8 protein-coding genes are annotated in these 14,691 nt (G+C 64.3%); 4 read left to right on the plus strand and 4 right to left on the minus strand.

Annotation, left to right across the window (positions count from 1 at the left end):
* From AC1HFW_RS20510 to AC1HFW_RS20525, 4 genes are all read left to right on the plus strand, one after another.
* A complete protein-coding gene (locus AC1HFW_RS20510; protein WP_479285085.1) occupies positions 1-633 on the plus strand; it encodes a LysE family translocator in 633 nt (210 codons plus the stop codon).
* 12 nt (positions 634-645) lie between these two features.
* Positions 646-1,347, plus strand: a complete 702-nt coding sequence (locus tag AC1HFW_RS20515; RefSeq protein ID WP_479285086.1) for a hypothetical protein — start codon at positions 646-648, stop codon at positions 1,345-1,347.
* A 22-nt stretch (positions 1,348-1,369) separates the two neighbouring features.
* Positions 1,370-1,927: a sugar O-acetyltransferase gene (locus AC1HFW_RS20520; RefSeq protein ID WP_479285087.1), complete on the plus strand. Its 558-nt coding sequence runs from the start codon at positions 1,370-1,372 to the stop codon at positions 1,925-1,927.
* Positions 1,928-2,000: 73 nt separating this feature from the next.
* Positions 2,001-2,180, plus strand: a complete 180-nt coding sequence (locus AC1HFW_RS20525; protein WP_479285088.1) for a hypothetical protein — start codon at positions 2,001-2,003, stop codon at positions 2,178-2,180.
* Positions 2,181-2,324: 144 nt separating this feature from the next.
* Here the strand turns inward: AC1HFW_RS20525 and AC1HFW_RS20530 are convergent, their stop codons facing one another.
* The 4 genes from AC1HFW_RS20530 to AC1HFW_RS20545 all read right to left on the minus strand — a co-directional run bounded on the left by AC1HFW_RS20530 (position 2,325) and on the right by AC1HFW_RS20545 (position 14,513).
* On the minus strand, positions 2,325-2,519 hold the full coding sequence (locus AC1HFW_RS20530) for a hypothetical protein (RefSeq protein WP_479285089.1): 195 nt from the start codon (positions 2,517-2,519) through the stop codon (positions 2,325-2,327).
* A 162-nt stretch (positions 2,520-2,681) separates the two neighbouring features.
* Entirely contained in the window at positions 2,682-2,906 is a 225-nt protein-coding gene (locus tag AC1HFW_RS20535) for a hypothetical protein (RefSeq protein ID WP_479285090.1), read from the minus strand.
* Positions 2,907-3,297: 391 nt separating this feature from the next.
* Entirely contained in the window at positions 3,298-3,762 is a 465-nt protein-coding gene (locus tag AC1HFW_RS20540) for a hypothetical protein (RefSeq protein WP_479285091.1), read from the minus strand.
* Positions 3,759-14,513, minus strand: coding sequence for a two-partner secretion domain-containing protein (locus AC1HFW_RS20545; RefSeq protein WP_479285092.1), 10,755 nt, complete (start codon positions 14,511-14,513; stop codon positions 3,759-3,761). Before AC1HFW_RS20545 ends, AC1HFW_RS20540 begins: the two co-directional genes overlap by 4 nt.
* Between the last annotated feature and the right edge of the window lie 178 nt (positions 14,514-14,691).

Consider the following 14,691-nt stretch of genomic DNA (forward strand, 5'->3'; position numbering starts at 1 on the left):
ATGCTTGACCCCGCCACCCTCGTCCTTTTCAGCGGCGCCTGCGTCGCCCTGGCCATGACCCCCGGCCCCGACATGCTGCTGATCGCCTCGCGCAGCGCCGCCCAGGGCCGCGCCGCCGGCTTCGCCTCGCTGGCCGGCATCCAGGCCGGCACCTATTGCCACGCATTGCTGGCGGCCTTCGGCCTGTCGCAACTGTTCGTGGCGGTGCCCATGGCCTACGACGTGGTGCGCTTCGCCGGCGCCCTCTACCTGCTGTACTTGGCCGTGCGCACGTTCCGCTCGCGGCCGGTGCAACACATGCCCGACGCCGGCAGGACCCGCTCGCCGGTGCGCGAGGTTTTCATGCAGGGCCTGCTGACCAACCTGCTCAACCCCAAGATGGCGCTGTTCGTGCTGGCGCTGTTCCCGCAGTTCATCCGGCCGCAGGACGGCTCCGTCGCCGTGCAGATCCTGGTGCTGGCGACCATCCTCAACGTCATCGGCCTGTTCATCAACGGCGCCGTCATCCTCGCCGCGCACCAGCTCAGCCGGCGCTGGGCCGGCCGCCAACGCGTGTCGCGCTGGCCGCAATACGCGCTGGGGTCCGTGTTCCTGGCGCTGGCGCTGCGCCTGGCCACCGCCAGCCGCAACTGACGCGCACCATCCATGCAAAAGATCGAAGGCCAGGAATTCCGGATGGCCCTGGACAAGGGCAACACGCATTTCCACGACCTGCACCTGCGCGACTGCGTCTTCGACAACTGCGGCCTGTCGATGGTCAAGCACCCGCAACGCATGTCGCGCGTGCAGAACGTGCGCTTGTCGAATTGCCGCGTCGTGAATTCCGAGATCAAGCCGTGCCTGTTCGAGGACGTGGTGGTCGAGGACCTGTCCACCAACCCCATACTGCTGGTGTGGGCCTCGTTCTTTCGCCGGGTCACGCTGAAGGGCAAGATCGGCAAGATCAACTTGAACCTGACGCCCGAAGCGTTCTGCACGGACGCGGAACGCCTGCGACAATTCGAGACCGCCCGCGCCGCGTTCTACGCCGAGACCGACTGGGCGCTGGATATCAGCGAAGCCAAACTGCTGGGACTGCGCTGCGAGGCCGTGCCGCTGCATCTGATCAAGCGCGATCCTCAAACGCAGGTGATCCTGGACAAGCGCGGCCGCTATCGAGGCCAACAATTCTTGGATGCCAGCTTCGCGAAGGCGTTTCCCGTCGCCGACAGCGTGTTGCGCGGCTTCGATGAATCGGATGCGCCGGCCATGCTGCTGACCGCATCGATGGGCGCGCCGAAGAAGCGGCGCGACGAAGAGCTGGGCGCGATCAACGAATTGCGCGCGCTGGGCTTCCTGGAAGATTGACCCTGACGACGGATTGCCTTTCATGGCCCACGACGACCGCACCCTGAGGATTCACCGCAAGACGCCCGAATCCGCCGCCATGACCGCCAACGTCAAGCGCGCCATGGCGCTCACGGCCCGCCTGAACCGCCTGACCTTCGACGACGCCGACGCCGTCCGCGCGCTGTTCAGCGAACTGACCGGCCAGCCCGTCGACGCCGGCTTCATGCTGATTCCGCCGTTCTACACCACCGGCGGCTCCGAGATCCGCGTGGGGCGCAATGTCTTCATCAACCAGAACTGCACCTTCTACGACCTGGGCGGACTGTCGATCGGCGATGACGTCATGATCGGCCCGAACGTCAGCCTCATCACCTCCAGCCATCCGCTCGCGCCGTCGGAACGGCGCGATGGCGTCATCGCCCGGCCCATCGTCATCGAGAAGAACGTCTGGATCGCCGCCGGCGCCATCGTCATCGGCGGCGTCACCATTGGCGAGAACTCGGTGGTCGCGGCGGGGGCTGTCGTCACCCGGGACGTGCCGCCCGATAGCCTGGTGGCGGGCAACCCGGCGCGCGTGGTGCGATCCATCGCTGGATAACGCAGCCCCATGCCTCTATCCGTCCTGTTGCGCAGCGCCGACCTTCCTCGCGACCCGCCGCTTCTATGAGTCCGTGCTCGGCTTCACCATCATGGATTCCGCCGAAGGCACGCTGACTGTGGAACGGTGGGGCGGCAAGCTAATCTTCACGTCGCTGGATCTTTTGGTCTATTCGGACTTCTCTCTGAACGTCGATTCACCTCAATCTAGAGCTTCCTTGAATAACGCTCTTTTAGTCTTTCAGCAGATCTGAGAACACTATCCCCTTCATCAGGAAAGAAGGCTGAATGCGTCCATAAGCCTTCAACCTGAGCAGCTCGAGTTACTAGAACTTCAACAAGTCCTGTCGCGACGGCTGTTAGTAACTCTTGGTCGCCGCTCTCCATCGCTTTCTCAGTCAATGAAAACGTTCGAAAATTGGCATCCGTCTCAGCACAACGAAGTCGGCAATTTGATAGCCAAGCGCGGCAAACAGCTCCGTGACAGGCGGATCTTCTGGCTGCCACTCGCCAAGAACATCTTGGTACGCCGTTTGTGCACGGTCGAACACCACCGACAACAAACAACGAATGAACTCTGCACGCCTCATCATCACTGGCCTCCCAAAGCGGCATGTCCGGGCCGCCAAGCGGAAACTTGAGACGCCCCTCCGGACCCCACAAGTAGTTCGGTTTACCCGATGATGCGGTCGGGTTTGACTTCGTCCTGTCGTCAGTCGCGCCCACCCGAGAACGTAGAAATAAATCATCGCGATTTATTGTTTTTCAATGGTTTCCCCTTTTTCCGCGGGCTTAGCGTGGGTCATGGCCGCTTTTGCTGCGTACATGCCAACCGATTCCACAACCATTCCGATCAACGTGAAAACAAAAATATCAAATGTCAACCCAAACCAGACCAAGATAGCGCCAACGCACAATAACGACCCTCGTAGCCAGCGTTTGAGCCCCCCCTTGCGGATGAGCACATCAAAAAAATTCATACCCCCATCACCCCCGCCAAATGACAGCAACCGGGGCCGCTACCAAAAAAATAGAAGAATGGCATTTGATCTAACTAAGGTAATAACCCCCGCAACCCCAAGAGAAAATAATGCCAGTGGCCATTTGTTCGCCCAAGGCCAACGTATGCACATCCATATGAACACGAGCAACCCACTTACCAGGGAAGACTTGAACCAATACATGAATTCCCCAAACCATCCTTTTATTTCTTTTCTTCCAAATAAAAACCATGTGAGGCCCAGAGATAGTATAGAAATAGCCAACATGCAAAAAACAGTTAAGTCCTCTCCTACTAAATGCATCAGGACCACTCTCCAAAAAATCTTTCCTTAATATTGCGCTCTCCAAGGCAAAAATCCTTCTCGCCCATTATTCCCGCACCGGAAAAAGCCTCTTCCCCCACGGAATATTGTTTTCAGCAAAAGTTTTCTCGATTTCATCAATAAATGGTTTGCAGACAGAATATTCTTTCCCTGCCTCATAGCTTTCTAACGTAGCCAAATCATATTTTTTAACCAATTGCTCGCCCAAATCGGAGGAGTAAATTAGAGGTGCTAGCCAATACATCATCCCTTCGTTCGAAAGCTTATGTGGATTGAATTGGGCCAGTTTGCTGCAAAAATCTTCGTAATTCCGCAATTGGCGTGCTTTCATCCACCCCTCATTCCAGAGATTCCAATAACCAACTTTCAAGCATCTATATATAATGTCAACGGCGTACTGCCATGCACCAGGAGAAGTGCCAAAAAGTCCGCTGGGCGAATAGTCATCTAACGTCAATCGATAGAAATCAGATTGGATAATTGCTGCATGCTTGGGAGAAATATTGCTCATGGTGCTACCTCACCTTTCACGGGAAATTTAAGTTTTAGAATATTACCTACGCCTTTTTTATCTGCATTCAGTGCCTTAATGGCATCGTTATTGACCTCTACCGTCGCAGTGGTTGAGGATGTTCTTGCGCTAGCCTGACCCGCAGGACGATAAGTAACCGATGTGCCATCTGCGGTCTTGGCCACCCAGCAACCAGGGCAGTTGTCCAATAACAACTTGTCGATCCTGGCCCCGTCAAATATCTGCTCCGCAAAATTCTCTGCGGTAGCGTTGGGGTTGGCACTGGCTGGCATACTTCTTGGCGAACCGGGGTCCTTTCCGGGCGTACCAGGCAGCTTTCCTGCTTTCAAATCAATAAGCGCTTGTGCGTTGACAACGCTATTGGGAGCCTTGTTTTCAAGATCAGGCCCTTTGGGGTTCCGTGCAATGCGATCGAGTGCGGCCGTTTCTGCATCGACCAGCGGATTTCCCGTCGCTTTGAGGCTGATCGTTGACGCTATCGACGCCTTGCCCTTCGCCACGATGCCGCGCAGTTGGCCAATCGAGAGCGTCCCTTCCAGGCCGGCATTCAATGCCAGGCCAATGCCGATCCGGTTCTCTATCGGCAGTGACCGTAAGTCATATTCACCGCCACGCTGGATGAGATCGATCGTCGCCAGCGTGCTATCGAACACCCCGACCAACGGGTACTTTTCCGCGCGTTGCGCGATCTCACGCTCGTCCTGCAAAGTCCGGATCAGCTTGGCAACGTCATCGGGATGAGTCGAAAAGCTGTCGGCGTCTTGCGCCGCTTCAATCAACGCGAGGTTCGAGCCCGTCAGTACATTGCGCGGACCGCGCTTCCCAGCTTGCCGCCAGGCCCCTGCGCGATCGTAGAGATCGGCCAGATCAGCGTCTTCCTTGATACCTCCGGCAAATATCAGCGCATGCCCATACGAGGCGTCCGCGTTGCCATCGAAATAGACAAAACCCGGTCCCTGGGTCCCCGACGCGATTTCCGCCAGGAACGCACGGGCCTTCTGATTCTCGTCATAGTGTTCAGCGGCCCAGGAATCGGTCTGCCGCAACGCCTGCGCGGTGAGTTCTGCCTCGGCCTGGGAAACGGATATCCCATTCTTCTCGGCGTAGCGCTTTGCGCTTGTTCGGATCAACGAAGCTTCGTCAGGATGCAGTTGCCGGTTGTACATATCGGCCAGCGACGCGCCCGAGGCGCCGCTCATGCCACCGGTCGCTCCCCCCGCCGCGCTCGCCACGACGTTCAGAATGACCTTGGACACCTGATCGCGCGTATCCGCCGGCAAACCAGCAACCGCCTGATTGACCTGATCGCGCAGGAGGTTAGAGGCCGCGTCACCGGCTAGCGTGCCCGAGATGGCGCCAGCCACATCGCCACCGCCCAACGCCGCGCCAATCCCGGCGATGGTCGCATGCAGGGCCATGCGCCCAGGCTTGCCCTCGCCCCAGAGTTGTTGATCGTCCGCCGTGAGCCTATCGGCAACATCCCCCGCAATCTGCATCCCCAACTGCCCAAACGCCTGCTGGAACTCCAGTTGCTCGCGGACCTTGTCCTTATCGAAGATCTTCCCAATACTGCCGTTCGCCCCGGCCGTATCCCGGCTCAGCCCGGCCGTGCTATCCCGCCCCATCCCCGCGTCCGAACGCACCGCCAGCGTGCCAGCCGACACCGCCGCGCGGGTTGTGCCTGATTCGCTGCCGCTGGTGCTGGCGAAGCTCAGGCCCGATGGCCCGGCGCCCAGCGCGGCGCCTTTGTTCGGTTTGTCGAATGCGCCCGACATGCCCAGGTTGATACCCACCGTGGTCGACTTGTATTGCGCCTTGTTGTGGAGGTCGCTGAATCCCAGTGTCTCGGTGGACAATCCGTTTTTCGTCGCCTCGGCGTCGCTGGCGATGACCGCGCCATCCAATTGCGTGTGCTTGCCCACGTGGATGTCGTAACCGCCCGCGCCCGCATACAGCCCTGTCTGCTCGACGACGCTGTCGTAGTTGGACTTGGTCTTGCCGACACTCGCGCCCAGATAGGCACTGCCTGTCATCGAACCAAAGCTGAAGCTCCCCCCGGCGTTGACCTGCTTCTGCTTGGCGTCGTAGCGATCCGAATCCTGCTGGCTCGCCAGTGTCAGGTTGCGGCCGATATCGGCACGGATGCGGTCGGCGCGCGCCTGGGCGCCCTCCAGCAAGGTGTCCCGGCCGGAAATCAGCGCGAGGTTGTCTCGCGCGCTGACCTGCGTCTCGCGATGGGTCGTGCCATTGCCGCGGGCCTTGCCACTGCCCGCGTAGCCGCTGGCAAAGACGTTGATGCCGCCGCCGCTACCGCTATCGGACACGCCGATGCCGACACCGACCTTCCAGCCGCTGTTCTTGCTGGTGGAAACTTCGGTGGAGGTCTCAGCCTGGCTTTGCAGCATCAAGTCATTGGTAGCCGCCAGCAACACGTTCCTACCGACCAGATCGCTGCCGATGATGGACACGTTGCCCGTGCCGGCGGCGTCTCTTTCACCTGCGGCCATGAGGGAAAGATCGCCCCCGGCCATGACGGATGAGGCAAAGGCGGTGTCCTGGGTGCGCCTGGTTTCACTGACGGATTTGCTGGCGCCCAGGCTTATCTGGATCTGGGCGCTGGCGGCTTCCTTCTGCGCCGCCGATGCGCCGTCGGTCTTTGCCGCGTCCATCATCCGATTGGCCTGCACGGCCTGATAGGCCGCCTGCCCGACCTTGACGGCGGCCAGGCGGCCATCCTTGGCCTCGCGGGCTTGCTGCAAGGTTCCCTGGATCTGCTGGGCCGCGCCCAGCATGCCGCCAGCTACGCCGATGGTCAGGCCGGACTGCTTGAACTCGTGGTATTCGTGTTGGCGCGCATCGCCGACACCGGCGAGGATCGCGACGTTGCTGCCGGCCACGGAGATGTGGCCATCCTGGGCCAGCAGGTTGCTGGCCATGACATCGACATTGCGTCCCACATCGACGCCGAGGTTGCCGCCGGCACTACCCACCGTGCTGGCCGAATAGCCACCACTGGCGCCGCGCATCCAATCGGTGCGCTGTTGCGTGCTGTAGCCGATGCTGAATCCGCCGCCGCCACCAAAGCCCGACCGCTTGACCTTTTCGTATTGGTAGTCGTTATAGGTTTCGCTCTTGGCCAGAACCTGCAAGTCCCTACCCAAGGCAATGTGCACATCACGGTCGCCAACGACATTCGAGCCGATGACGTTCGCATCGCGGCCAGCCACCAACACCGCGGTGTCGCCAGTAAAGGTAGCGGCCTGCGCCAGTATCTGGTCCACCGACTGTATCTTGTGGGTGGTCTTGGACCGCAGAAAGCCACGTTCCTTGTTGTAGCTTTCGGCATACGCGTACAGCGTCCGCTCTCCTGCCGTGATGTGGATATCGCGGCCCGCATCGACGGCCAATTGCTTGCCCGCGGTCACGTCCGCCGCGCGCGCATTGACGTCCTGACCGGCAACCAGCGCCAGGTTGCCGCCCACGGCGATTGTCGTGCCGGCTTGCTCACTGGCACGAAACTCGTAGCGATTGCGCGCGTCCCGCACATTGGTTTCGCCATGGCTTTGGGTGAGGGCAGTCAGCGACAGGTCGCGTCCGGCCTGCAGGCGCGCGTCGTCCTGGATGGCAAGCTGCGCCGCCGTCAAGGCAAGATCGCGCCCGGCCCACATGTCCAGATTGCCCGCGTCAATACGCGAGACGCCCGTCAGGTACGAACCCCAGGTCGCGCCATGGTTCTCCGTCGCCACGGTCGAGGTCAGGCGTATGTCGCGTCCGGCCTGCAACGCAACCGTCTTGCCCACGATCCTGGATACCTGGTTGGCCAGGTCCTCGCGCGCGGCCAGATTGATCTGGCTGCCCTGGATACGCCCGCCTGCCTGGTTGAGGATATTGGCCGCGCTCATCACGAGCGCTTCGCGCGCGCCGAGGGTGCCGCTGTTGTCGATATCGCCTTGGGCCGCGAGTTCGACGTTGCGCCCGGTCATCAACGTGCCGTCGCCTTTCAGATCGTCCGGCCGCACCAGCAGATAGACGCGCGGCACCAGCACGCTCTCGGTGCTGCCGTCGGCCAGCGTGACGGTCTCTTGCTCCAGCCAGACGAGATCGGTGGTCAGCAGGCGCTGCTGCGCCTCGCTCAGCGCGACCCCGACCTTCAAGCCGTTGCGTTGGGCGAATCGGGCACCTTCGGCCATCAACGCCTTGTACTGCGCGTCGTAATCGCTGTAGTTCTCCAGAAAGCGCTGGCCGGAGGAAGCCAGGATCTGGTCGGACACAAGTTTCTGCTCGTAGAAGCCGTCACCCAGGCGCCTGGGCTGGCCCGTGGGCGTCAAGAATCCGGCGCTTGGGGGAAACAGGGCATCCCGATCCGGCGGGCGCGCGTCGGACGGCCCTATGTCTGGCGTCGCAGCGCCAATAGTGGCGTCCGACGCCGCGCCGGGCTGGCGCAGCAAGTGCAGCAGGTAATCGCTGGACACGGAAGGACGCTGGCCAACGAAACGCGGGTCGGTAGCCACGATGTACGGCGCGTCCGGCTTGCCGTTGACGACAAAGAACTGGCTGTCGGGAATACTCGCGGGATTGGCAACGACACGCACCGTGTTGCCACCGGGCAGGTCCACACTGGCCACCTGCACGGGGCCGGGTGCGGGGATGCCGCTGGCCCCAGGCGTCTTGCCGCTCAGTGATACCGCCGTGTTGCCGCCTGCGGTGCCCACCGGCACCTCGATGGGTTCTTCGCTCGCGGTGCGCCGGTACGAGGATCGATCTTCCTTGCGGTGGTTCTTTCTGCCCGGATAAGTGTGGGTTTGCGTTCCCACGCGCGTCGTGATGCGAACGCCGCCGGCCCCTATGTTCTGGATCGCCTGACCTTGCACGGACAACGCACCGCCCGCCGCAATCTGGCTCTTGTCATTGATGACGGTGCCGGCCAGCGTCATGGCGCCGCCGGTCAGGATCTTGCCGGGATCGGAGCTCAGCGTCTGCGTTTCAGTGACTGTTTCATCCAGGTAGTAGTACGTAAAGTCATCGACCAATCGACGTTGAAAGTCCGCATTGAACGCGTTGATGCGGGTATTCAGTTCGAGGAAGGGCGCCTGGTAAGCGGCGAACGCCTGCTTGTAGGCCTCTCGGCGGGCGTTTTCGTCGGCGATGCATCGGCCATCGCGTCCGCAATGGCGCGGCGTCCACTGCGGCGCCGGGCCTGCCGGCGGCGTCACGCCGAAAACCTGCCAGATCTTCGCATCGACGCCGTAGTCGTAGGACGGCGGCAGGCGCACGAATATGCCGCCGCCCCAGAACGGGGTGGACGCGGAGCAGCTCGAGCCGCTCCCTCCCAGGGCGCACCGGTCCAATTGGGGAACCCAGGCCGGCGTGACCGGGATATGCCCCTGCTTGTTGCCGATGCCGGGCGTGTAGTCGAACTGCGGTCCGTAGCGCGAGGCCGGATATTTGTCCGACGGCACCAGCAGCATGCGCTCGGCATCGTCGTCCATGAAGCTCCTGGGGTCCTGACCGCACAGCTTCGTGACCGAGTCGCAGACCCAGTTGTCCGCCATGTCGTACATGACGCTGGAATTCCACGGCTTGGCATAGACCTTTTTCTGGTCGGCCACCTTCACGATGCCGCTGGTGTATTGGGTGTTCTGGTTCTGGAGCTGGTCCGCGGCGATGCTCGCATCGCCGGCCGCCTCGATGGTGGCCGAAGCATTCAAGATCGAGGCAGCCTGATCGATGGCCGCGCCTTGCGCATCCAGCGCGCCGCCGATATGCAGGTCGGCGCCCGAGTAAATCAGCGCGTGGTCGCGATTGGTGAGCGCCCCCACCCCAAGATTCATGTTTCCACGCGAGGCGATGACGGCGCCGCCGCCCGCGCCCGCGCCATTGGCCAGCGCGCCCGCCTGGATGGACAGCGTGTCGCCATAGATACGGCCGGTGTTTTCCACGCGATCCGCGGTGATGCGGGTCGCGCCGCCGTCGATGAGACCGGCGTTGGTCAGGCCGCGCGCGACCGTGATGGCATTGGCGCCGCCGGCCAACAGTTCGCCCGACGCCTGGTTGTTCAACGCATCCGCCGTGATGCTCAGATCGCGGGCAGCGCTGACCCTGGCGCGGTTGTCCATGTCGCCACTCACGGACAACGCCAGGTCGCGGCCGCTGGCGATATCGCCTTCCTGGTTCAGGGAGCCGGCGTATTGGAAGGACAGGTCGCCCGCCGACTGCAACGTCCCCAACCCTTGCAGGACCTGCGTGACGACCGTCAGGCGCTTGTCCGCCAACAGCTTGCCGCCGGCATTGTCCAGCCGGTCGGCCAGGATTCGCGCATTGCCCTGGGAGGCGATTTCGCCGCCGGTGTTGTCCAGGTCCGGGGTGGTCAGCGTCAGGTCCGCGCGCGCCTGCATGGAACCCGCCTGGTTGCCAACGCGGTCCGCCAGAATGTCGACCACCTTGGCCAGCACGCCCCTGGGTGGATCGCCGGCGGCGGTCAAGGTGCCGCTGTTGTCCAGGCTGGCCGCGCGTAGCGTCAGCGCGTTGTCGGCCAGGATCAGACCTTCGCGGTTGTCCACCGCGTCCGTGGGGGTAGGGGCGGCGGTCGCGGTGATGCTCAAATCGCGCCCCGCCAGCGTGCCGTGGCGGTTGACGATGGCGGCGGCCTCGAGGCGCGCATCGCCCTCGGCAGTAATCCGCCCGCCGGTGTTGTCGAGATTTCCGTCCAGCTTGATCGCGGCATCGCGCGTTGCGGCCAGATCGCCACCCTGGTTGCGCAGATTGGCGGCGGTGACATCCAGGGCGTTCCCCTGGACGACCGCGTTGCGGCTGTCCACGTCGCCGGGCGTGGACAGCACGACCTTGGCGACGGCGGACAGCTTGCCGCCCGCCAGGTCCAGACCGTCCGCCGACACGCTCAGCGCCTTGCCGGCCAGGCTCGCGCCCGGGTGGACGATGACGCCCGCCTTCAGCGTAAGGCTGCCGGGCAGGTTGAGCGCGCCGTCGGCGTCCACGCCGGCCACGAACTGGCCAGCGTTCGCGAGTTGTCCGGTGGCGGTGGCTATCAGATCGCCGCCAGCCAGCACCGAACCCGTGTTGTCCAGCGTGGTTCCGGCCTTCAGGCTGGCGCGCCCGGCTGCCGAAGCGATACCGGCGTTGCCCAGCCCACCGCCCGCGCTCAGGTCCAGGGCAGCGCCGGACTGCAAGCGGCTGTCCGCCATGGTGGTGAGTTTGCCGACGGCACTGAGGGCGAGGTCGCCCGTTTGCGTCGCGGCAATGCCGCCCAGCGTCGCATCGGTGCCCGCGCGCAGCGTCATGCGGTGTTGCGCGGCAGCCGAGCCCAGCGCGGTGAGCGCAGCGCCGGCGTGGGCCGTCATGCCACCGCCCGCCTGCTGCCGCGAGGCGGCGCGCAGCGCGATGTCGCCGCGCTGCGCGGTCAGCGAGAGATCACCCTGCAAGGCGGCGGCCGTGCCTTCGATGCTGAGCGTATCGCCCGCGGTCAACGCTTGCGAGCCGCCCGCCAGCATGCGGCCAGCCACTTCCAACGCCCCTGACGCGGAGGCGTTCAGCGTGCGGCCGGCTTGCGCCAGCCCGGTCGTGCCCACCGCCACGTCACGGCCTGTCAGCGTCAGGGTCGCGTCGGTGGCGGCGGTCCCGTTCAAGTGCGCGTCGTGCATGGCGGCAAGCCGCATGTCGCCCACGGAACTGAGGGCGCCCGCCACGAACAGGGAGCGCCGCGCGTTGGCGGTCAGCGTACCCGCGGCCTGCAACGACCCGTCCTGTTTGACGACGACATCGCTCCCAGCCGTGATAGAGGCATCGCCCGCTGCACGCCCGCCCAGCGCAGCCGCCAGACCGCCCACGCGGACGTCCCCTTTTGCGGTGAGCGTCAGGCCGCCGCCGGCGGCAATGACGCCATCAGCGTCCAGCTGGGCGCCGGCACTCGCGTTCAGGTCCTGCGACGCCTGCATCCTGCCGGTTGCCGCGACTTCCAGGTTTGCGCCCGCGTCAGCCGTAAGCGCGCCCGCCAGCGCCGTCGCGATGCCGTCGACACGGATGTCGCGCCGCGCGCCCAGGACAATGGGCGAGCCGGCGGTCGCCGCGCCGGTGATGAACAGGTCGCGGCCCGCCTGCGCTTGCAACGTACCCAGGCTCGCGCCAGTTCCGGCGTCGTGGGTGGTACCTGCGATGCCGGCGATTCGCAGGTCCTGGCCCGCGCCCAGCAGCAGCTTGGCGTTGCCCTGGGTCAGGCCCGTCTCGCCGACGGTCAGATCATCGTTGGCCTCGGTGCGCAGGGTACCGTTGGCGACGGTCTTGCCATTCAACTCCGCATTCGTGCCCGCTGTCAGGGTGATGTCCCGCAGACCGGAAATCGTGCCGTTCGCCAGCAGCTTGCCGCTGGCCTGCGCCTGCAAGGATCCGCCGGCCTGCAGCGCACTCGCGCCACCCAGCGTCATGGCGCCGCCGCTGCTGGCGTTGAGCGCGCCCGCGTCCGCCAATACCGTGCCGTCCAGGGTCAGGTCCTTTTCGGCTCGCAAGGTCGCGGCTTGACCCGCCAGCAACGTGCCCGCCAACGCCGCGGTATCCGCCCGCGCCAGGATAGAACCACTGGCCTGCTGTCGCGATCCCGCCAAGGTGGTCAGGCCGCCGGGCGTCTGAATGATCAGGTTGCCGACGGCGAAGTGCTGGCCCGCAAGGCGCTGATTGGCCGCTTGCAGTACCAGGTCGCCCAGCGATGTCATCGTGCCGGTTGCCATCAGCGTGCTGCCCGCGCGTGCTTGCAATACGCCGCCCGCCAGCGCCTGGCTGTCGGCGGACAGGTTCATGCCTAGCCCGGCGATCAGATCCAGGGGCCCGTTGGCGGACGCAGCGGTGCCGGCCAAGTCCATCTGGCCGCCGGCCTCCAGGTGCATGCCCATGGCACCATGCGTCGCGCCGGCCAGTGATAGGTCGCCTGTAGCGAGCAGGCGCGCCTTGCCGGATGCGTCTGCTTGCCCGGTGGCGCCGATACGTAGGTTGCGTCCGGCGTCCATACCCAACGATCCACCGGCACCGACCTTTCCGTCCACGCGTGTATCGCGTGTCGCCCGCGCCTGGACATCGGCCGCTGACACCAATGCGCCGCCCAATGTGAGGTCGCGGCCCGCAGTGGCTTGCACCTGCTTGCCTTGCAGCTTGCCCGTCGAACCCTGCGCCAGATTATTGCCGCTTGTCAGGCTCAGCGCCGCGTCGGTCAGGACGGCCCCGCCCAAGGCCGCATCCTGGCCGGCTCGCAGCGTGACGTTGCCGGCCGACTGCAATTGCGTGCCGGCCTCCAGGGTCAAGTTCGCGTCGGTCTGGGTCAGCAGCGTCCCCGACGCGTACACCTGTTGCGGCAGCACCAGGTCGCGTCCCGCTTGCAGCGTGACACCGTCCTTTGCGGACACCACGCCGGCCACCAGGGATACGCCGCCGCGCGAGTCGGCCGGCGCGTCGGACGGCTTGCCCAACTGCGCATCCGCCTGCGCTGCGGCACCGGCACCGCTATCGGTGGTTACGCCCTGGGCGGGTTGCGGCGGCGCGGTTTGACTGGCCACCGTCAGGTTACGGCCGGATTGCACGCGCGCGTCCTGGCCCGACGTCAGCAGGCTTCCCGATAGCGAAAGGTCCCTGAGGGCGGCCACACGCAAGGCGCCCTGTGTACGCAGGCTGCCTTGTGCGCCCACTGTTGCGTCGCCGCCCGCGTCCATGTCCAACGCCGCGCCCGCGCCGACCGCGCCCGGCACCGCGACATTACGTGCGGCGGTGAGCGCAACCGCGCCTGCCGCCTGCGCCACGCCCTGCACCGCCAGGTCGCCGCCACTCTCCACGCGCAGATCACCCGCTGCCTGCACGGTGGCGCGCGGCGCAATGCGAACGTCGCCGGCGGCATTGACCTGCAAATCGCCCGTCAGCGCCATCAGATTGCCGCCGATGTTCACCCCCACACCGGCTTCGGTGCCAATCAGGCGAATGCTGTTGGCATACATGCCGCCCAGCGCGGCCGTATCCAGCGTTACGCCGGGTGCGGGGCCATCACCTGCCTGCGCCGATACAGCGCCCGTGCCATAGTCGACCCGCGACGCGCCTGCCGTCACGTTCAACCGGTTCGCCCAGACCTGCGCGTTGATTTCCAGCGTGCGCGCAATCAGGTCCACCTGGCTCAGGTTCATGCCGTTCAGGCCTTGTCCCTCGATGCCAAGCCGGCCTGCCGCCACGTCAAAGCCGATGCCGCCGTCCGGCCCGACGCGAGGTCTGCCAGTGGTCAGCGTGGCCCGGTCGGCATTCAGGAACCCGCAGCCATTGCAGGTGATGCCCGCCGGGTTGGCGACGATGACGTTGGCCCGATTGCCCGCCACTTCCAGCGTACCGAGCAGTTGCGACGGATTCGGCGCGGTGACCTGGTTGAGGATCGTGCCCGCGCGCTGATTGCCCAGCATCGGATTGCCCGCCACCTGGCCGGCCAGTTGCGTCTGGCTGGCGCCGCCGCTGTTGTTGAGCACCGCGCCGGACGGGCCGACGTTGAATTGCGTGTAGCGATTGTTCGAGACGCCGCCGGCCGAAGGCGGCGCGATGTTGATGACGGGCACGCCGTTGCTCACGCCCACGGAAGGCTTGGCGCCCGGCACGCTCCTGTCCACCGAGATCGGCAGGGTCTGCGCCAGCACCGGCGACCAGGCCTGCGTGAAGACCACGGACCACACGATCAGGGAGCGGAGCTTGGACATCATTCGTACTCGGTTGAAGAAGGCGAGAGGGAAGGGCATCGCAAGCGTCTTGATGACCGCAAGGAACAGCCACACCCCTTTACCCGCGGCGGATCGCCGCCGCTATCTGCGATCGGCAATTGCGCGTTTCGCGAAGCGCCACGCAGGACTTCATTTTTAGTCGTGGTCAGTTTGCGCAAGG

This window comes from Achromobacter sp. ISS7 (assembly GCF_056523125.1).

What these genes read in the sequence shown, in the direction of transcription:
- AC1HFW_RS20515 (WP_479285086.1), top strand. Translation starts at nt 646, where the DNA reads ATGCAAAAGATCGAAGGCCAGGAATTCCGGATGGCCCTGGACAAGGGC.
- AC1HFW_RS20510 (WP_479285085.1), top strand. Translation starts at nt 1, where the DNA reads ATGCTTGACCCCGCCACCCTCGTCCTTTTCAGCGGCGCCTGCGTCGCC.
- AC1HFW_RS20530 (WP_479285089.1), bottom strand. Translation starts at nt 2,519, where the DNA reads ATGATGAGGCGTGCAGAGTTCATTCGTTGTTTGTTGTCGGTGGTGTTC.
- AC1HFW_RS20545 (WP_479285092.1), bottom strand. Translation starts at nt 14,513, where the DNA reads ATGATGTCCAAGCTCCGCTCCCTGATCGTGTGGTCCGTGGTCTTCACG.
- AC1HFW_RS20520 (WP_479285087.1), top strand. Translation starts at nt 1,370, where the DNA reads ATGGCCCACGACGACCGCACCCTGAGGATTCACCGCAAGACGCCCGAA.
- AC1HFW_RS20535 (WP_479285090.1), bottom strand. Translation starts at nt 2,906, where the DNA reads ATGAATTTTTTTGATGTGCTCATCCGCAAGGGGGGGCTCAAACGCTGG.
- AC1HFW_RS20540 (WP_479285091.1), bottom strand. Translation starts at nt 3,762, where the DNA reads ATGAGCAATATTTCTCCCAAGCATGCAGCAATTATCCAATCTGATTTC.